Raw genomic sequence first — 18,395 nt, forward strand, 5'->3', positions numbered from 1 at the left:
AGCAGTCAAGTGTTGACGCATGCCGACGCTTCAATTGGTGAAAGAATCTAGATTCAATCGCATTGCCAGTTGATGCTGTAGTTCTTTGGCATGTCGAGCGGACGGGATATTTTGAACTGCACCGTGCCGCTACACAGACGCGTGCCAAGCAGCGGGAACACTGAGGCATGAGCCTCGCGGTAACTGGCGTAGGTCACGTTACCTTCACAGGACCGCACCCGATTGTCTTTATCGAAGCCCGTCTGTGTGATGGCCGAAACCGTAGCGGTGATAGACTTGATCTCGTTCAGAATGTTCGGAGCACCCACCGCGGCGAACATTCGGGCTTCGGGCCGTTTGCTCAAGGCGTCGGCACCTGACGCCATCTTTTCCGTTAGACCGTTCTGTAGGGTCTGAACGACCCCTGGATCGTTGCAAGCTTCCACCCCGCCAGATGGGCCACTCGCGAGGAACGAGAGAAGGCTCATTGTGGTGACGGCTAGCAAGGCTAGAAGCGGGTGGTCTTTCGGCCATTTGAGTATTTTGTTGGCGAGATCGAATTTCGACGGCTCTTGATTGGCGTTTTCCATCTTAATCCCCAGAAAGCGACTGTTGATCGGGAAGAGGCGGCAGTCGCTACGGCCGCCCCAAAAGGCATGGCGATTGTAGACAATAGTCTACAGCCTATCGAAATGAGACTCAAAGTCCGTGGATCGAAAAGTCTCGACAGTCTCTTTTCGAGGAGATGGAGAGACCGAAAGAAGACCAAGCGATCATCGACCTCGTGGCCGAGAACGTCGCCGAACTGCGTCGGGGGTTGAACCTTTCGCAGGAGGCGCTGGCGGACCGTGCCGAGGTCGATCGGACTTATGTAAGTCAGGTTGAGCGCGGGCTTAGGAACGTGACGATTTCTGTGCTCGCGAGGCTCGCGAAAGCCCTTGAGACGAGTCCCGACAGGCTGTTGGTACCGAAGGCCAGTCCCAAGAAAGGACAACGCGTCTAATAGTCTGAACTCAACATGAGCGTCAGAACGCGCTCCGTTACCGCAGGATCGCTTGGGTCCGGAGAGTGCATCTCCAGGGCGAGATCAAAGTAGTCGATCTTCCAATAGAAGACCTGCCCGCAAGCTTCGATAATCCCGAAATCGTGCGGATCATTCTCTGTCGGAAAGCTATCGTAGGCAGTAATCAGTTCAAGCAGTTGCCTTACGATGATCGATCCGAGGGCTTCCACGGCGTTTGTAATCAGCACGCGGCCTTTGCCGTCTCGGCACCTTAGATCGTCGTTTAGCTTCCGAATGTGGCATTCTCGATCCACTTCACGTCTCCTAGCCGCCTTATCTGCATTTAATTGGGCGATCATTGCTTGGGAGCACGGAGTTTGACTGACCGCTCGTCAGAAGGGTGAAGCAAAGCGAGGCTGCGCCGCGATCGTTCGACCGGCGGGACATCGGGATATCCCACCCACTCAATCGAAAGGCGTTCGCCGTCTAACTGTTCGATGATCTTGCCGGGCCAGAATTGACCGAGCGGACCGTCCTCGCCTGCGAGGATTTCATGGCCCACACCCAAAGCAGACCAACTGGTCGGGCCTTTGCCGCCCGCTTCGGCTTCGCCGCCCGAAGGCAGGTCCTGGCCCGGCCAGAACAAGGCTAAATCGGTAATGGCCTTCTTGAAGGGCCGTCGATCAAGCCGCTTCTGCCACTTTAGCGTCGCCACGTCGTTTTTGACGGCCTGCACGACGGCGGGCCAGAACCCGTCGGCGATGTCGTCCTCGAAACTCAGAACAAGGCAGCCCGCAGAGATATCCGACCAATGCACGGGCAGACGTGGCGTCTTGAGCGATTTTCCCTTTGAGACAGGTTTTTTGGACATGCAGATTTCCCATAAAAAAAGGCCCCAATTTGCGGGGCCTGCGAGTTCAGCTTTTCGATGAAACGGCAGTCGCCGAGCGACTCGCCATAATAGGAACATATACTCCTCAGCCAAAGCAGTCAAGATAGGCTAATAAGCCTAAAGTAAGCTGTCGGCGTTGCCGTTTTTTAAGCCGACGTTGCCCGACGGTTTTTGGAACGCAGATAGGCGCGGTCGATTTCCGTGGCTAGCCACTCAGTGCTTCTATTATTAGTGACGAAAGTGACGGCTTTTCATGAACTACTCTTCTCTCTCAACTGAGAGATAGAATATGAAGTGTAATATAGAAAAGAGTGTGTAAAAATCGTCACTTTGATCACTTGCTTACTGAAGCGCTCTCGAACAATACAAAAGACACTCGATAAGGGGGGGCTGGGTGCCGACCGCATGGCACCCAGCCAGTAGTCTTACTTTTTCAAGTCAAGGCCGCTGATCTTTTGCCCTTTATTTCCGCGCTGGGCTTTGTAGTTCAGATGTTCCAAGTTGCGTCGGAAGCTTTGTTGGTTCTGCTTCATCGTATAGCCAGCCTTTTCAGCCCATTCTTTGTATGTCTCGTACAAGTCCTTCATCCAGACGTACTTGTCGGCGTCCTTTATGCACATCTCCTCGACGAAGGCGGGAATTGGATTGGCTTGATTTAACCAGTTTGCGGTTGCCTTTCTAATTGGCTTTGGCGGCTTGAAGCCTTTCCGTTTGACTAGTCGTGCGTATCCCCGCAGTGAACGGTTTAGAATTCCTGACATTTCGCCTTCAGTGATCTTCATCAACAGTTGAGGATCGCGATCTTTTCCTTTAAAGCGCCGGTCGAACGGAATCACAACTAGTCGACGGAGCATTCCGTATGAAAGATCCGCAAGCGTCGGCACGTTGTTGCAGAGGAGCACGGGGACTGATCGGACAACAAATGAAAATGGTTTGCCGTATTTTGGCTCGCCGGTAACTGGCTTCTCCTCGCTGATCGTCTTCAAGACCCCGTCGGGGAGGCGTGCGCCCGCTTTAACGTCGTCGTCGATGAACAGAAGCTTTCCAAGTAAGTCGCCCATTGCAAATCGACTATCGGCAAGGCTTTCTACATCTCGGGTGAGCACCTGATTTTGTCCGAGCAGCGCCGTGAGCAGTCGGGTTAGCAAGGTTTTTCCGTTGGATCCCGATCCCAGAAGGATCGGAATCATCGGGTAGTCCCTACGTGGCTGCATCAGGTATCCGGCCAGTTCGTCCCAGTACTGGCGCATCCGCGCGGGATTCTCCGATTCCGAGAAAATTTCGAGCAAAGCCTTCTTGTAGAGTGGACACTTCGCCTTCGGATTATAGACTACGTCGATATACTGACGCAGGTACGACCGCGGATTGTGAGGCCGTAACCCTGGTTTCCCGGCGTCGTCGATCCAAAGCTCGCCGTTCGAGCAGTTAATAACGCAGGGCGGCGAGCTCTGGAACGCGAGCGGATCCTCTCGGAGTGCCAGCTTGGTCTTGAGCAACGTCTCCGTTTGGCTCACCAATGACGACGTTTGCTGCTTACCACGCGGGATGCTCGCGATGGTTTCGAGGATGCGACCCCTCACCCATTCCCTATCGGCCGGTTCCCAAAACTTGCCACCGTAATACCAGAAGCGTTGGTCCTTGCCGAACAGCAAATGCTCCCCGCCAGCAAAGTGCCGGTCGAGAACTAGGCGCATCATATTTTCGGCAGCATCACCGGCTGTGCTCCCGACTTGGTAGCGCTTTGCGATACCATAGGCGATCTTTTGAACATCCGCGTGGTCGAGTGGTGGCTCACATTGCTTGGCGTTGAACGCACTTAGGGCAGCTTCAAGAACCTCGGCTGTCGCCCCGTAGTGCCGGAGGCCTCCGCCCATAGCAGTGAGCGTGGTATTCCGTGCGCCGTCTTTGATTTTTACATTCTCTGTAGGTGGCTGGGGTAGGTCCATCTGAGCAGGCTTGGCGTTGACCATCTTTTCTATCCACGCGACCGGTAGCTCAGCGACGTTGATGTGGTCGAACGACTTGCCCGCTGCCCACTCGTACCGCCTCCCGGAAGCATGACGACTAGGCGGAGCGACCATGATCTTCCCGTCTGAGAGAATATCGACGCCTTTTCCAAGCACTTTACCGGCGCTATCGTTACGCACTGCGACGGAAGGATACTTGAAGACGAAATGGCGGCCGCCGCCGCCCGTATTGGCGGTGACAGTGTCGGGCAGTTTGCCGAGGGCTTTCTCCAACTCTAACAAGGTAGCATCGCCATCATTTCGCGGGTCGATATCGAGCACGACGATGCCGGAGGCTTTACCCGTTGCGATGCCGACGTTCGCCCGGCGATTTGTTCGCCAAGCACACTTCACCAATTCGGTGTCCGAAGTGGCATCCTTCACACCGTTCGAGCTAGCAGGGTGTTTGCCTGCTTGAGGGCACTTTTCGGCGAGATGGCACGCGCAGCGGCCGCTCACCAATCCGTGCATCGGGACCACCGCTAGCGAATGTGAAGCGGCGTATTGTCGCGCAACAGTTCTGAGACGCTTGGAGACTCTATTTCGTCGCCGCGTCACTCCGGCAGATGCGGCATTCTCGGTGAATTGTATCTTGGATGACATGATCAGACCTTAACCTTTGATTGAGAGGTTGAGGTTCGGACATGGTCGAAGACGTATTCTTCGAGATCGGACTCGCGGTAACGGACAAGCCTTCCGATACGAATGAACCGCGGGCCAGTGCCGGTGAGGCGATAGCGCTCGAGGGTGCGAACCGAGACGCCCCAGCGTTCCGAGACTTGGTTTTGATCTAAAAGCTTTGCCACTTGATCCTCCTGCGTAAGTGAGCGGCGCAGGAGTACGGCCGACGAAATTTGCGGCCAAGATTCGCGAAATTCGCGAGAAAAATTATTTTGGCGAATTATTTGAGGTCTTCCGCTGGCCGCGGCTCCAGCGTTTCGCGGAGAATTCCGGTTTCCTCAGAACGGAGCGAACTAGTTCGCGGTCAATCTTACCAACGGTAGAGCCCGGCTTTTTGGCCGCCTTAGCGATTAACCTCGCTGCCTCGTCGGAATTAGGCGGCTTGCCTTCGGCATTGGAATAAACTTCTCTTGCCAAACGATAGATGACCTCGACAGTTGCGGTTTTCGCTCTTCTCGGCGTAGGAGGCTTAGCGACGGACGAGATAAGGCTTGTATTAAGGGGCCAAAACTCGAGAATTTTCTGTTTCAGAAGAAATAAACGTCTTCGAGGCAACGTTGGTTTATAGTCGGCCTGACCTCGCCATTCATCAGAGTCAAAAAGCAGCCCGTCAAAAGGCGGCTTGGAACCGTATGCATGCCAGTACCTGGGGTTCGTCGTAACAGGGTCTTCCGAGAAAAGAGGCTTGGGTTCGTAGATAAGAGGAAATACTCGTGCGGCATCAAATCCCCAGCGCGCGGGTATTTCGCCATCGATCAAAGCTTGGCGTAACTCAAGCCAGCCGGTCGCTTCGCCACATGTCGCTTCTATATGAGCGAGCGCGGCAGGCAGCTGCATCCAAAGTTTTGTTTCTCTGATATCTTTTGGGATATAAACCAAAGCCGTTGCTTTCCAAAATGGCAGGTAAGATTAAAGAGCGGCCTTTTCAGGAGCAACCGTCTGTCGGAGATACTCGGCCCAAAGGGACAAAGCATCGCGCGCGGTCGTGATATATTTTGCACGATTGTACACTCCAGCCACCCCGGCTTTGTGCCCGCTGACGTGGTTCAAAATTGCCTCGATCACATGTGGCAAAATGCCTAAGCGATCCGCCATTACAGTCGCGCAGGTGCGCCTAAGATCATGCAGCCTCCATTCCAAGGGCACCGCGCGCGGGTCGCAAATGCGCCGTTTCTCTAAAATTCTATCGTCAAGCAATCGCTTGGCTTTTGACCATCCGGAAAATCCGCGCAGCGTATCGCCTGCACGTCTCGGACCTTCTCCAAAGCAAAATTCACCATTGCCACCTTGAGCCGGGACGATGTCTCTCGCGCCTGCTGAGAGCGGAACCAAGTGTTCACGTCGATTCTTTGTCCGGGATGAAGGGATTGTCCAGGTGGTCCGGGAGCTATCTAGCTCGCTAAAACGCATGCCCCCAACCTCTTCACGCCGTTGGCCGGTCAAAATTAATAGTTTGACGATCCTGCCGTAGTCATCCTCAGAGCAAGATGTCCAAATTTCACGTAGCTCATTGCCGCTAAGCACCCGTTCTCGCGCGGGCGGCTCGGCAGGTTTGTTCGTGCCGAAGACGGGATTAACCTCAATTTCCCAACCTTCGCGTATTGCCCAGTTGAACATCGCTGATAAGGCCGCACGAGCACGAGCCGCAGCAACAGGGCCGCGCTCGGACTGCAATTGCGTCAATCGCGCTGCCACCTGACGACGGCTGATATCGAATACAGACACCGTATGTAATGGCTTCCAATTTTGATGCAGATGGCGCTCTGTCTCAAGATAACTGCGCGGCTTCTGGGTAGCCTTTGCAACCGTCAGATACTTTTTGGCGATTTCTACCAGCGTGTCTGCAGCTCGCTCGCGGGCGGTCGCCTTCTCGGTTTGCGGGTCTTTTCCGCTCGCGACTTCGCCCAGAAGCCGCCTAGCCTCTCTGCGTGCCTGCTCAGGGGTCCAGGGCGAGCCGTGTCGGCCGATGGTGAGAAAGCGTTGTCGGCCCAAGATGCGAAATTTCAGGACGTAAACCGGCACTCCTTTCTGCCGTCGTGCGCCAAATCCTTTGACCGCTTCATTGTGTCCACCGTCCCATATTGTGTGGCCCGGCTTGAGTGCTGCAACCGACCGGAGAGTGATGCTGCCGGATGCCATATGCGCGCCGCCTGTAGCTACCAATAAGCTACCACAATAGCGAGAAATTCAGGCGGCACAAGGCGGGCTCTTTCGTTCTTAATAACTGTTTTTACTTGACAATTTCGGTTTCTGTCGGCTATTGTCAGGCTATGGCGGGATTGAGCTTCTGACTACGAATCTGGGGGTCAGAGGTTCGAATCCTTTCGGGCGCGCCATTTCTTCAAGGGTCTAGTACTTACCAAACCGCTGTGGCTAACGGCCTGCTGCTTGAAACTGAGTGACGTTCGCGGGGCGAGAGCGGATACGGGGCTGCTGCCGGTCGCCGATATAGCTTGCCGCGTTGGCGCCGCATCTCTCTCATGAAACGAAATATGACAGTGCAGGCATTGCAGCCTGACGGTCATTCGTCGGCGGTAGTGTGGGACCGCCAAGTCGGGCAGCGATACAGGGATGCATCCGCAATCAATGGATCACGTTCTAGAATGAAATCGTATTCATCAGCGTGGTGCGATCTTGCTCATTGGCGGAATCGCCGCTTTGCACGATACGGCCGCGCTCGATAACGATAAAGCGGTCGCACGCTTTCAGCGCCTGGCGAACATTCTGTTCAACCAGCAGGATTGTGCAACCTTCCGCTTTCATCTCACTGATGATCGCAAACAGATCGGCAACGATCATCGGCGCCAAACCTTCGGTGGGCTCGTCGATGAGCAACAGCTTGGGCCTGCCGATCATGACGCGAGCCATGGCCAAGATTTGCTGCTCACCGCCCGATAACGTCGTCCCGTTCTGATTACGCCGCTCCAAAAGGCGCGGAAAGCGCCGATAAATACGCTGAAGCGCGGCATTGTTGTCGGCGCCAGACCGGTGCGGCACTTGCAGGTAGCCGAGCGTGAGATTCTCTTCAACTGTGAGGCTCGGAAAGATGCGCCGGTCTTCCGGCACAAAACCGATGCCCAGGCGAGCGATACGGTCAGCGGTCTGGCCGTCGATGCGCTCACCGTTGAAGACGACTTCACCTTTCGATGGCCGAACCCACCCGGCAATAGTCTTCAGAAATGTCGATTTTCCGACGCCGTTGCGGCCGAATACGCCAATGACGGCGCCGCGATCAATGTTGAGATCGATGCCCTGAATGATGTGGCTGGTGCCGTAGTGCGTGTTGAGATTATGGATGTCTAACATAGGTCACGCGTGCCCGAAGTAGGCTGACTGTACCGCCGTGTTACCGCGCACTTCGGTAGGCGTGCCCTCGGCAAGCTTCTGCCCCTGATGCATAACGATAACGTGGTCGGAGAGAGACATCACCAGCCCGATATCATGTTCGATCAGCAGCACGCTGACATCGTCGGCAAGCGATTTGATTAGTTTGGCGGTGTCTTCGGTGTCGCCATGGCTCATGCCTTGGGTGGGCTCGTCGAGCAGTAGGACCTTGGGCCTGCAAGCGAGCGCGACAGCGACTTCCAGGCGTCGCTGCTCGCCATGCGACAGCTTGCCGACGGGATAACTTGCCTTGCCATCAAGGCGGAACCGCACCAGTAATTCGTCAACGCGCGTCATCGCCGCACGGCTGGCACTGACCGGCCGCCAGGCCATTCGCGTCGGCTCGAGGATCTGCGCGGCGAGACGAAGGTTCTCAGCGACCGACAGTTCAAAGAACAGGTTGGTGATCTGAAACGAGCGCGCCAGGCCGGCGGCCTGCAGACGGTTCGGCGGCTCGCCGGTGTGGTCTACCCCGTCAATAAGCACCTGACCGGCGCGCGGCCGCACTGCACCCGAAATCAGGTTGAACAAGGTCGATTTGCCGGCGCCGTTCGGTCCGATAACGGTCGTGATCCGGTTGCGTGCAATGGCAAAGCTTACATTATCGACAGCGCGCAGGCCGCCGAAATTCACGGAAAGGTCGCGCACTTCAAGAACGGGGGGCGTCATGGCTTTGCCCTCGGTTCCAGCATTCGTTCGATCGCTGGCCGGACGATACCCATGAGGCCGCGCGGCAGGAAGATGACCGCAATCATGAACAACAGTCCAATCACGATGAGGTGGTGTTCGGTGTAGCTGCCGACAACCGACTTCAGGACCGTGAGCAGGATGCCGCCATAGAGCGCGCCGACCAGCGTGCCGACGCCGCCAGTCACTACCGTGATGACGGCGTTGCCGGAGGTTGTGAAGAACAACAATTCCGGTGACACGAAGCCACGCAGCATTGGGTAGAGCGCTCCGGAAAGCGCGGCGATGACGGCAGCAATGACATAAGCCGTGAGTCGCGGCGTCACCGTGCTGAAGCCGAGAAAGGGTACGCGCCGCTCATTGGCCTTCAGCGCGATCACGAGCCGTCCGAACGGCGTATCGAGTAGATAGGCGCTCAGCGCGTATAGGACAAAAATGAATGCCAGTGTGAGCACGAAGAAGCCAGCCGGCGAGGCGCTCGAAACTGAGGCGAAGCCGAAATTGACGTTGATGATGGGGACGCCGATCAGCCCATCGGAGGCGCCAAGCGCGCGCGTATTGTAAACCACCTTGGCAGCGACCTGGGCCATGCCGAAAGTGATGAGCGCGAAAAACACGCCGCGCACGCGATTCGCGATGAAACCGCCGACGAGACCGATGACAATGGCGACGGCGAGAGTGGCCCCCATCGCGGCCCAGAAGGACGGCGTCACCATCAGCACAAGCGCCGAGACATAGGCCCCCAGCCCGAAGTAGAGCGCTTGGCCGAGGGAAAGCAGGCCGGTGTAGCCGAGCAGGATGTCGACCGACAAAGCGAGGCCGGCGAAGATCAACGCCTCGGTGCCGAGCCGCAAATAGAACGTGTCGCCGAGCGCGGCGCCGACGACGGCGAAGATCAGCGATGCGATGACGAGTATCGCCACGAGGACGTGGCTTGCCCGCATCGAGCGTGTGAGTGCATCAGCCATGACCAAGTCGTCCGAATAGGCCCTGCGGGCGAACCATCAGCATGATCACCATGATCCCGAACACAATCGGGTCGGACCACACGGGCGAGATATAGAGCGAAGAGATGGCCTGCACTTGCGTCAGCAGGACGCCGGCGACAACGACTCCCGCGATCGAGCCCATGCCGCCCACGATGACGACGGTGAAGGCCATCAGGATGAAGTCGCGACCCATGGTGGGAAAAACGGTGTAGATTGGTGCGAGGAGCACGCCCGCAAGGCCGGCAAGGGCGACGCCGAATGCAAAGGCGCCGGCGTAGACGTGCTGTACCGGCACACCGAGTGAAGCGGCCATGTGTTTGTCGAACGCGGCGGCGCGTACCATCGCCCCGAGTCGCGTACGGTAGACGACGAGCGCGACCAGCGTGACGACGACCGCGCCGCCGACGATGAGAAACAGCCGATAGAGCGGCAGGAAGACACCGAGAATGTCGATAGCACCGGAGATTGGCGTTTCCGGCTTGTGTGGATTGGGTCCGAAGACGAGACGGAAAGCATCTTCCATCACCAGGCCGAGGCCGAAGGTGAGGAGGAGGGTTGTGACGTGCCGTTCGCCGCTATGGAAGACGCGCTGGATCAGTCCCCGCTCGACGATGTAGCCGACCGGCAGCATCGCCAGCGGCACAAGGATAAGAAGTAGCCAGAATGGCAGGCCGATTGAGGCGAGAGCCAGCGCGATGAAGGCGCCGAGTGCGTAGAATTCGCCGTGCGACATGTTGATGACGTCGAGCAGGCCGAAGATGATGGTCAAGCCCAACGCCACCAGGATCACAGCCACGCCGAGCACGAGGCCGATAAGCATCTGCGGCGCCAGAACGTACTGGAAGTATTCGATTGCCGCGGACATTATCGATCCTCGTGCGCGTGGTTCATGCTTCGCTTAGAAGCGGGGGCAAGTGTCGGGGCCGATGGCGTCGGCGCCGGACACCTGACCTACGGTCATGAATTTGCCGCCGGTGACCCGGACGACGTACATGGTCTGGACCGCCTGATGGTCGCCGGCGCGCAGGGTCTTTTCGCCCTGCGGCGTCTGCCATTTCAGGTCCTCGAGCGCCTTGCGGACCTTGTCGGTGTCGGTCGACTGGGCCTTTTCCACGGCCGCCTTGTAGGCATAGATCAGGCCGTAGCTGTCGGCGCCGTAGAGATCCGGGGCGGCCTTGTTCGCGGCCTTGAAGGCCTCGACGAACTTCTTGTTTTCCGGCGTGTCGATTTCGTCCGAATAGCCGACGCCGGTGGCAAAGCCTTCCGCAGCCTTGCCGATCGCCGGCAGGTTCTGCGCCGTCACGGTGCCGGATGCGCCGAGCACCAGAAGGTCCTTCATCAGCCCGAATTCCTGCATCTGCGAGAACAGACGCACGGTGTCGTTGCCGGCGACCGAGGTGTAGAGCACCTGCGGACGCGCCGCGCGCATCTGGCCGAAATACTGCGTGTAGTCCTTGCTATCGAGCGGCGCGAACACTTCGCCGAGGCTCGAGGCGCCGGACTTTTCCGCAGCGTCCTTGAAGGCGGCGACGGTGGAGCGGCCCATCAGATAATCGGGACCGAGGAAAAACACCTTGGCCTTCGGCTTGTCCTTGGCGAGCCAGGCGGCGAGCGCCGCCGATTGCTGTCCCGCCCGCGCATTGACGCGGAACACGTTCGGCGAGCACTTTGCGCCAGTGATGTCGTCGGCGAACGACACCGTGGTGGCGATCAGCTTGTTGGCGCGTTCGGCGACCTGGCCGACGGCGACGGTCGAAGCGGAGTTCACGGTGCCGGTGAGGAAGTCGACCTTGTTCACCTGGAACAGCTTGTCGGCCTTCTGCACGGCGACCGATGGGTTGGCTTCTTCGTCTTCGTAGATCAGTTCGATTTGCCGGCCCATGATGCCGCCGGCGGCATTCACTTCCTTGGTGGCGAGGTCGAGACCCCATCTCACCTGCTGACCGATGCCGGCATAGGTGCCGGACAGCGGCGTGACGACGCCGATCTTGATCGGATCGGCGGCATTGGCCGCCGTCAGCATCGTCGCGGAGAGCAGCACCGTCAGTAATGTCGTTTTCTTCATTGTATCCTCCCTGTGCTTTGGACTTTTCGAGGTCGTGGTGGTTAGACGCCCTGGAACTTGGCTGGGCGTTTGGCGTGGAAGGCTTCGACGCCTTCCTTGAAGTCGTGGGATTGGCGCAGGCGGCTGTAGCAGTGACCCTCCAGCTCGATGGCGATGGCGAGCGTGGAGTCTTCGGTGTCGTTGAGCAGCTTCTTGGCGGTGCGCTGGGCGATCGGCGAGAAGGTGAGCAGCTCATCGACGAGCGAGTCGGTCGCGGCCTCGAGCTTGTCGTCGGCGACGCACTCGGTGGCGACACCCCAGTCATAGGCCTGCTTGCCGGGAATGCGCTTCGACCGCATTACGATGTCCTTGGTGCGGGTGATGCCAACCATCTTCTGCAGGCGTGCGGAGCCGCCGGAGCCGGGGATCTGGCCGAGCTTCTGTTCCGGCAAGGCGTACTGGCAGGTCTCGGACACGATGCGGAAGTCGCAGGCGAGCGAGATTTCGAAGCCGACACCGAAGCAATAGCCGCGATTGGCGGCGATCACTGGCTTGGAGCATCGCGCGGGCGCGGCAATGTTCCAGGCAAGTTTCGAAACATGTTCGGGCGTGGCTTCCATGAAGCCCTTGATGTTGCCGCCGGACGAGAAATGTTCGCCCACCGCGCGCAGCACGATCACCCGCACGCGTTCATCTTCGTCCAGCGTCTCGAACACCAGGCGAAGCTGGTCGCGCTGCGCCATTTCGATGACGTTGAGCGGCGGCCGGTTGAGGACGATGTCCGCGCGCTGCTTCGCCTCATTCAGTTCGACCGAGAAGCCGTTGAGCTTCGCCAGACGCGGATCGGTAAAAGTCATCACGCTCATGCTGCAGTTCCTTGTTGACCCTCGGCCTCGAACTCGCCTGCGACCAGCTTGCGGCGCAGGAGTTTTCCGACCGGCGATTTCGGGATGTCGTTGACGAAAACGTACTGGCGCGGGCGTTTGAAGTTGGCGAGCCCGGAGGTGCGGCAGAACTGGTCGAGTTCCTGATCGGTGACGGCGCTGCGGCGCTTGATGAAGGCGGCAACGATCTTGCCCCAGCGCTCATGCGGCAGGCCGACCACGGCCACTTCCGACACGGCGGGATGCAGCGACAGGCAGCTCTCGATCTCGACCGGAGACACGTTCTCGCCGCCGGTAATGATCATGTCGTCGACGCGGCCGGTGACAAACAGATCGCCGTCGTCATCGACGTAGCCGGTATCGCCGGTGAAGTACCAGCCTTGCCGCAACGACTTGGCGTTGGCATCCGGCCGGCGCCAATAGCCCTCAAAGGCCTCGTCGCTGCCCAGATGGGCGATGATCTCGCCTTCCTCATTCGTCGCAGCAAAGTCTTCCGGTCCAACTGCATTCAGCTTCACCACGCGGATGCGCTGATTGATGCCGGCGCGGCCGGCCGAGCCGGGCTTCGCCGGCGCTTTCTGGTCGATGGTGAAGGTGTAGATTTCGGACGAGCCGTAGTGATTGACGAACAGCTCCGGCTTGAAGGCGGCATCGAGCTCCTTCAGCAGGCCGTCGGTCATCGAGGCGCCGGCGAAGCCGAGCTTGCGCACCGAGGAAATGTCGGTCCTGGCGAAGACATCGTTATGGATGAGATCGTGATAGAGCGTCGGCACCAGGTAGAGATTGGTGATCTTCTCGGCCTCGATCAGCTGCAGCGCTTTGGCGACGTCGAAGCGTGGGAGGCAGATGAAAGCGCCGCCAATCAACGACATGGCCAGCAACGAGCGGACACCCATCGTGTGATAAAGCGGCATCACGCCGAGCGTACGTTCGCCGTTGGCGTACTGGTTCTGGGCGACATGCGCGATCGCTGCGGCGCGCTCGGCGCGCTGGCGGCGCGGCACGCCCTTTGGCTTGGCGGTGGTACCTGAGGTGTAGAGCATCACCGACCAGGCTTCGGCGCCGACACGCGGCTCGGCGCTGCGCGCCGCACGCTCGGTCATCGTCGCGAAGGTGACCTCGTCGCCCCGAGGGTCTTCAAGCGCGATCCGGATGCGGGATTTCGCTTCCTGAGAGTCGCGTGCGGCCTCCGCGGAGACATGTTCGAAGACGATGGCCTTGGCTTCGGAATTTTCGACACAGTAATCGATCTCATCGGCTTTCGAGCGCCAGTTGATCGGCGTGATGACGATGCCGGCGAACTGGCAGGCCCAGTGGATGGTGGCCGCTTCCCAGCGGTTCTGCAGCACGGTGATGAGATGATCGCCTGGCACCAGACCGAGTTCGTCGAACGCGGTAACGACGGACGAGATGCGTGCGTACCACTGCGCATAGGTGAAGCGCACTTCGCCGTCGACGATGGCGAGGGCGTGAGGATTGCGCTCGACGCTGCCAATGAAGCTGTTGCCGAGATCAAACATCGGAAGAGTTCTCCCGCAGTCTTTTTGCCGCATCCATGGCCGCAGCCACGATGGGGACGTAACCGGTGCAGCGGCAGATATGGCCGCCGAGGAATTCACGCAGGGCCTCTTCGCTCGGAGCCGGCTGCCGCTTGAGATAGTTGTCGAGCGACATCAGGATGCCGGCGGTGCAGAAGCCGCACTGCAAGGCGTGATGGCGCCGGAACGCATCCTGCAGCACCGAGAGCCGGCCCGGCTCCGGCTCCAGGCCTTCGACGGTGCGGATGGTGGCGCCGTCGGCCTGCACTGCGAGCGTGAGACATGACCGCGCCGGGACGCCGTCGATCTCGACAGTGCAGGCGCCGCAGACGCCGTGTTCGCAGCCGACATGCGTTCCGGTGGCGCCCAGTTCGTGGCGCAGAAAGTCGGTGAGCAGCATGCGCGGTTCGGCTTCGGCCTCGACGGCACGGCCGTTGAGCATGAAGCGCACGGTATGACGGCGATCGGCGCTCAAGCGCGACATGCGCGGGCCTCCTCGATGGCCGCGCGGCCCATCTGCCGCACCAGTTCGCGCCGATAGCGCGCCGTGGCATGCAGGTCTTCGCGTGCGTCGAGCGTCCAGGCAAAGGCATCGAGCGCCTCATTGAGCGCTTTGCCGTCGAGCGCGGCAAAGTCGTGCCGCGCCGGTGTGTCGGCGACGCCGCCGATCACGAGACGTACATTCTTGTCGGTGATGATCGCTGCGCAAGCGACGATGGCGAAATCGCCATGGCGGCGGCCGAACTCCTGGAAGGCGTAACCGGTACCCGTGCGCTTCTTCGGGATATGAACCGCTTCGATCAGTTCGTTGTCGGTGCGCGCCGTCGTCATCATGCCGGTGAAGAACTCGGCCGCTTTGACGCGGCGGCGGCCACCGCGTGAGGAGAGTTCGATGGTCGCATCGAGCGCCAGCAGGCAGAGCGGAATTTCGGCGCTGGGGTCGGCGTGAGCGACCGAGCCGCAGACCGTGCCACGGCTGCGCGTCTGCGCATGGCCGACCCAGGGGAGGGCAGCACTGAGCAGCGGCAGATGCTCGGCAAGACCGGGCCACGACAGCAGCTCGGCCTGGCGAACGCCGGCGCCGACGCGGATGTCATTGCCGCTGGCTTCGATGCCGCGCAGCGCCGGCAGGTGCATGATGTCGACAACGATCTTCGGCCGCACCAGTCGCATCGACAGCATCGGCAGCAAGGTCTGGCCGCCGGCAATCACGCGCGCGTCGTTGCCGAATTCCGCGAGCGCCGCGTGGGTTTCCGCGACATCGGCCGCGCGAATGTAATCGAAGCGGGCGGGCTTCATGCGCCCCTCCCGAACAGACGGGCGAAGAAGCCGGGCTTCGTGCCGCCGGTGTGACGCACCAGCGCGGTGAAGAATTGCCGGATCACGACCTTGGCGGCGCCGTCGAGCAAGCGGCCGCCGATGGAGGCGACCTTGCCGCCGATTTCGGCATCGTAGTCGTAAGTGACCTGGGTGCCGCCCTCGACCGGCGTCAGCGTGATGCGGCCGGCGCCGCGCGCGTCGCCAAGGGCCCCGTTTACGACGCCCGCAAGCGTGACCGCACGCGGTTCATCGAGGTCGGAGAGCTTGATGTCGGCCTTGTAACGGCCGGTGACCGGGCCGACTCCGAGCGTGACTTCGGCGCGGAAATGCGTGTCGGATATCTTCTCGACGCCGTGCGCGCCGGGAATGATCGCCGCCAGCGTCGCCGGATCGAGCAGCATGCGCCACACCGTCTCCGGCGGCACGTCGACGCGCGCATCACCCGAACCATGCAGCGCGCGGCCTTTGCCGGTGACGGGCGAGACGGCTTGTGTCTTCGGCGGCGCGCTTTCGGGGCCGTGGATATGCGCGGCGAGCTTGGCTGGCGTCAGTGGCAGGTCGATGGCGTCGAGACTGAGCGCATCGGCCACCGCATTGGCGAGGCACACCGGCGTCGACATGCAATTGCCTTCGCCGACGCCCTTGGCGCCGAGCGGCGTGAACGGCGATGGAGATTCGTAGTGCAGGATCAGCGGCGCCGGCACTTCCATGGCCGTCGGCACGAGATAGTCGGCGAAAGTACCGGTGAGGAAGCTGCCGTCGTCGCCGTACGCGTATTCTTCGTAGAGCGCGGCGCCGACCGCATGGGCGAAACCGCCCGTCACTTGGCCGGCGACCATGCCGGGATGCAGGATGGTGCCGCAGTCATGCATCGTCACATATTTGTCGATGCGGACAGCGCCGGTGATCCGGTCGATCTCGACGCCGCAGAAGTCGAAGATGAAACCGTGGCAGAGCGAGGAGTTGATCTCGTCGGCTTCGGTCGGCGGCGTCAGTTGCGGCGGCGACCAGAACGCGGTCTCGCGCAAAGCCTGATTTTCTTCAGGCACGAGCCCCGGTGACCAGTGGCTGGTGGCGGCGAGCCGTGCGAACGGCACGGCATTGTCCGGATTGCTGCGCGCCCGCACCTTGCCCGCGGCGAAGTCGATCTCGTCGGCGGCAACGTTGAGCTGCGCCGCGGCCATGCGCGCGAGCCTGGCCTTGATCCTGTCGGCGGCGAGCTTGGTGGCGCCGCCGACCGCCGCGGCGAAGCGGCTGGAATAATTGCCCGAGGCGATCGACCAGGCATCGCGCGCCGAGTCGAAATCGGTGACGACGCGGATGTCGGCTGGTCTGAGGCCCAGCGCATCGGCGACGATCTGCGACAACACGGTGCGGTGGCCCTGGCCTTGCGGCACCGAGGACACATGCACCGTCACGCCGCCCAGCGGATCGAGCGCGATGGTCGCGGTTGCCTGGGCGCCGTTCTTCGGCCCGGCCTTGCGGCGCTCCTCTGGCGTCAGCACGGTGGTGATGTAGCCCATGTTGGACACGCTGGGCTCGACCGCGGCGGTGAGGCCGATGCCGTAAAGGCGGCCTTCGGCGCGCGCCTGTTGCTGGCGCTCGCGCAATGCGGCGAAGGCGCCGTCCTGCAGCGCGATATCGAAGGCTTTGACGTAGTCGCCGGAGTCGAGCAGGGCGCCGGTCGCGGTGCGATACGGGAAGGCGCCGGACGGGATGAGATTGCGGCGGATCACCTCGGCCGGATCGAGCTTCAGTTCGACGGCGATACGCTGCATCAGCCGTTCGAGCGCGTAATAAACCTGCGGCCCGCCGAAGCCGCGGTTGAGACCGGTCGGCGCCTTGTTGGTGAGCGCGACTCGGTTGCGCACCGACACATGGCGGATGTCGTAAGCGCCGGTGAGATTGCCGTGCATGCGATAGAGCGTGGCCGGCTCCGGCGCGCGGATGTGGGCGCCAACGTCTTCGAGTTGATCCCAGGCGAGCGCGCGGACACGGCCGTCGGCATCGACGGCGGCTTCGAGCGTGGTGACGCGGTTGGTGGCGGAGACAGAGGCGGCCAGATGCTCGAGCCGGTCTTCGATCCATTTGACAGGCCGGCCGGTGACGCGCGCGGCAACGCCCATCAGAACGATATAGGGAAAGACGCCCTGCTTGACGCCGAAGCTGCCGCCGGAATCGGGCGGCGTGCGCAAGCGGAAGCGGTTGCCCGGCACTTTCAGCGCGCGCGCCATCACCGCATGCAGGCTGAACGGGCCCATGAAATTGGCGAGGACATCGTAGGCGTCTTCGCCGGGGTCGTATTCGGCGACGAGACCATAGGTCTCCATCGGCGTGCAGGAATTGCGCGGATAGCGGATCGTTACGGAAGTCCGGTGCGCGGCGTCGGCGAAGGCCTGTTCGGGATCGCCGTAACGGAACGTGCGCTCGCTGGCGAGATTGGATTTGAGGCCGTCATGCAGCACCGGCTGCGCCGGGTCGAGTGCGACAACAGGATCGACGATGGCGGGCAAAGGATCGTAATCGACCTCGATCAGATCGATCGCGTCCTCGGCGACATAGCGGCTCGTCGCCACCACCACGGCCACCGGCTCGCCGACATAGCGCACGCGATCGACCGCGATTGGCCAACATTCGATCGGGGCTTTGACGCCGACGACAAGGCTCGCCGACAAGCGGGTGACGTCCGCGCCGGTCAGTACAGCGGCGACGCCCGGCAGCTGGCGCGCCGCGTCGGTGCGGATCGCAGCGACGCGGGCATGGGCATGCGGCGAGCGCAGGATGGCGGCGTGCAGCGTGCCGGCCTTTGTGCCGAGATCGTCGATGAATCGCCCACGTCCCGTCAGGAGCGCGGCATCTTCGACGCGTTCGACTGACTGGCCGCACCATGGGGTGCTGCTGTTGGCGGCGGACATTCCCGGACGATCCCTCTGACGCGCTCTTGAGATGGCGCGCCGGGGGAAGCTTTCACGGGCCTCCGGGCGTGAC

Annotated in this window: 18 protein-coding genes; 1 reads left to right on the top strand and 17 read right to left on the bottom strand. The window is 60.6% G+C overall.

What is annotated here, in order from left to right; genetic code table 11:
* Positions 1–53 precede the first annotated feature (53 nt).
* Positions 54–569, bottom strand: a complete 516-nt coding sequence (locus tag DXH78_RS08025) for a hypothetical protein (protein ID WP_115516539.1) — start codon at positions 567–569, stop codon at positions 54–56.
* Between the two features lie 155 nt (positions 570–724).
* On the opposite strand from DXH78_RS08025, the gene DXH78_RS08030 reads away from it, so the two are divergent.
* On the top strand, positions 725–982 hold the full coding sequence (locus DXH78_RS08030) for a helix-turn-helix domain-containing protein (RefSeq protein ID WP_115516540.1): 258 nt from the start codon (positions 725–727) through the stop codon (positions 980–982).
* Here DXH78_RS08030 and DXH78_RS08035 read toward each other — a convergent pair.
* From DXH78_RS08035 to DXH78_RS08105, 16 genes are all read right to left on the bottom strand, one after another.
* Entirely contained in the window at positions 979–1,341 is a 363-nt protein-coding gene (locus DXH78_RS08035) for a DUF3768 domain-containing protein (RefSeq protein WP_115516541.1), read from the bottom strand. The genes DXH78_RS08030 and DXH78_RS08035 overlap by 4 nt on opposite strands.
* Positions 1,338–1,853, bottom strand: coding sequence for a hypothetical protein (locus DXH78_RS08040; protein ID WP_115516542.1), 516 nt, complete (start codon positions 1,851–1,853; stop codon positions 1,338–1,340). Before DXH78_RS08040 ends, DXH78_RS08035 begins: the two co-directional genes overlap by 4 nt.
* A 446-nt stretch (positions 1,854–2,299) precedes the next feature.
* Positions 2,300–4,483, bottom strand: coding sequence for a phage/plasmid primase, P4 family (locus DXH78_RS08045; protein ID WP_115516543.1), 2,184 nt, complete (start codon positions 4,481–4,483; stop codon positions 2,300–2,302).
* A gap of 2 nt (positions 4,484–4,485) precedes the next feature.
* Positions 4,486–4,686, bottom strand: a complete 201-nt coding sequence (locus DXH78_RS08050) for a helix-turn-helix transcriptional regulator (protein ID WP_115516544.1) — start codon at positions 4,684–4,686, stop codon at positions 4,486–4,488.
* Between the two features lie 82 nt (positions 4,687–4,768).
* Complete coding sequence (locus DXH78_RS19600) at positions 4,769–5,440, bottom strand: hypothetical protein (RefSeq protein WP_147292588.1); 672 nt, start codon at positions 5,438–5,440, stop codon at positions 4,769–4,771.
* Positions 5,441–5,470: 30 nt separating this feature from the next.
* A complete protein-coding gene (locus tag DXH78_RS08055; RefSeq protein WP_115516545.1) occupies positions 5,471–6,700 on the bottom strand; it encodes a tyrosine-type recombinase/integrase in 1,230 nt (409 codons plus the stop codon).
* A 459-nt stretch (positions 6,701–7,159) separates the two neighbouring features.
* On the bottom strand, positions 7,160–7,867 hold the full coding sequence (locus DXH78_RS08060; protein WP_115516546.1) for an ABC transporter ATP-binding protein: 708 nt from the start codon (positions 7,865–7,867) through the stop codon (positions 7,160–7,162).
* 3 nt (positions 7,868–7,870) lie between these two features.
* Positions 7,871–8,614, bottom strand: coding sequence for an ABC transporter ATP-binding protein (locus DXH78_RS08065; RefSeq protein ID WP_115516547.1), 744 nt, complete (start codon positions 8,612–8,614; stop codon positions 7,871–7,873).
* Complete coding sequence (locus DXH78_RS08070; protein ID WP_115516548.1) at positions 8,611–9,600, bottom strand: branched-chain amino acid ABC transporter permease; 990 nt, start codon at positions 9,598–9,600, stop codon at positions 8,611–8,613. Before DXH78_RS08070 ends, DXH78_RS08065 begins: the two co-directional genes overlap by 4 nt.
* Positions 9,593–10,486, bottom strand: coding sequence for a branched-chain amino acid ABC transporter permease (locus tag DXH78_RS08075; RefSeq protein WP_115516549.1), 894 nt, complete (start codon positions 10,484–10,486; stop codon positions 9,593–9,595). Before DXH78_RS08075 ends, DXH78_RS08070 begins: the two co-directional genes overlap by 8 nt.
* A gap of 33 nt (positions 10,487–10,519) precedes the next feature.
* Positions 10,520–11,686 (bottom strand): ABC transporter substrate-binding protein, encoded by a 1,167-nt coding sequence (locus DXH78_RS08080; RefSeq protein ID WP_115516550.1) that lies wholly within the window; start codon positions 11,684–11,686, stop codon positions 10,520–10,522.
* 41 nt (positions 11,687–11,727) lie between these two features.
* Positions 11,728–12,531 (bottom strand): enoyl-CoA hydratase/isomerase family protein, encoded by an 804-nt coding sequence (locus DXH78_RS08085; protein WP_430727473.1) that lies wholly within the window; start codon positions 12,529–12,531, stop codon positions 11,728–11,730.
* A complete protein-coding gene (locus tag DXH78_RS08090) occupies positions 12,528–14,069 on the bottom strand; it encodes an AMP-binding protein (protein WP_115516551.1) in 1,542 nt (513 codons plus the stop codon). The genes DXH78_RS08085 and DXH78_RS08090 overlap by 4 nt, the downstream gene beginning before the upstream one ends.
* The gene (locus DXH78_RS08095) at positions 14,062–14,571 is read right to left on the bottom strand and encodes a (2Fe-2S)-binding protein (protein WP_115516552.1); all 510 of its coding nucleotides are present in this window, start codon (positions 14,569–14,571) and stop codon (positions 14,062–14,064) included. The genes DXH78_RS08090 and DXH78_RS08095 overlap by 8 nt, the downstream gene beginning before the upstream one ends.
* Complete coding sequence (locus DXH78_RS08100) at positions 14,559–15,386, bottom strand: FAD binding domain-containing protein (protein ID WP_115516553.1); 828 nt, start codon at positions 15,384–15,386, stop codon at positions 14,559–14,561. Before DXH78_RS08100 ends, DXH78_RS08095 begins: the two co-directional genes overlap by 13 nt.
* Positions 15,383–18,322, bottom strand: coding sequence for a xanthine dehydrogenase family protein molybdopterin-binding subunit (locus DXH78_RS08105; protein ID WP_115516554.1), 2,940 nt, complete (start codon positions 18,320–18,322; stop codon positions 15,383–15,385). Before DXH78_RS08105 ends, DXH78_RS08100 begins: the two co-directional genes overlap by 4 nt.
* Positions 18,323–18,395 lie beyond the last annotated feature (73 nt).

The sequence above is a fragment of the Undibacter mobilis genome (assembly GCF_003367195.1).
Lineage (GTDB): Bacteria > Pseudomonadota > Alphaproteobacteria > Rhizobiales > Xanthobacteraceae > Pseudolabrys > Pseudolabrys mobilis.

Bases quoted from the DNA above. Each gene is read 5' to 3' on its own strand.
- DXH78_RS08025 (WP_115516539.1), bottom strand. From the start codon at position 569: ATGGAAAACGCCAATCAAGAGCCGTCGAAATTCGATCTCGCCAACAAA.
- DXH78_RS08030 (WP_115516540.1), top strand. From the start codon at position 725: ATGGAGAGACCGAAAGAAGACCAAGCGATCATCGACCTCGTGGCCGAG.
- DXH78_RS08035 (WP_115516541.1), bottom strand. From the start codon at position 1,341: ATGATCGCCCAATTAAATGCAGATAAGGCGGCTAGGAGACGTGAAGTG.
- DXH78_RS08040 (WP_115516542.1), bottom strand. From the start codon at position 1,853: ATGTCCAAAAAACCTGTCTCAAAGGGAAAATCGCTCAAGACGCCACGT.
- DXH78_RS08045 (WP_115516543.1), bottom strand. From the start codon at position 4,483: ATGTCATCCAAGATACAATTCACCGAGAATGCCGCATCTGCCGGAGTG.
- DXH78_RS08055 (WP_115516545.1), bottom strand. From the start codon at position 6,700: ATGGCATCCGGCAGCATCACTCTCCGGTCGGTTGCAGCACTCAAGCCG.
- DXH78_RS08060 (WP_115516546.1), bottom strand. From the start codon at position 7,867: ATGTTAGACATCCATAATCTCAACACGCACTACGGCACCAGCCACATC.
- DXH78_RS08065 (WP_115516547.1), bottom strand. From the start codon at position 8,614: ATGACGCCCCCCGTTCTTGAAGTGCGCGACCTTTCCGTGAATTTCGGC.
- DXH78_RS08070 (WP_115516548.1), bottom strand. From the start codon at position 9,600: ATGGCTGATGCACTCACACGCTCGATGCGGGCAAGCCACGTCCTCGTG.
- DXH78_RS08075 (WP_115516549.1), bottom strand. From the start codon at position 10,486: ATGTCCGCGGCAATCGAATACTTCCAGTACGTTCTGGCGCCGCAGATG.
- DXH78_RS08080 (WP_115516550.1), bottom strand. From the start codon at position 11,686: ATGAAGAAAACGACATTACTGACGGTGCTGCTCTCCGCGACGATGCTG.
- DXH78_RS08085 (WP_430727473.1), bottom strand. From the start codon at position 12,531: ATGAGCGTGATGACTTTTACCGATCCGCGTCTGGCGAAGCTCAACGGC.
- DXH78_RS08090 (WP_115516551.1), bottom strand. From the start codon at position 14,069: ATGTTTGATCTCGGCAACAGCTTCATTGGCAGCGTCGAGCGCAATCCT.
- DXH78_RS08095 (WP_115516552.1), bottom strand. From the start codon at position 14,571: ATGTCGCGCTTGAGCGCCGATCGCCGTCATACCGTGCGCTTCATGCTC.
- DXH78_RS08100 (WP_115516553.1), bottom strand. From the start codon at position 15,386: ATGAAGCCCGCCCGCTTCGATTACATTCGCGCGGCCGATGTCGCGGAA.
- DXH78_RS08105 (WP_115516554.1), bottom strand. From the start codon at position 18,322: ATGTCCGCCGCCAACAGCAGCACCCCATGGTGCGGCCAGTCAGTCGAA.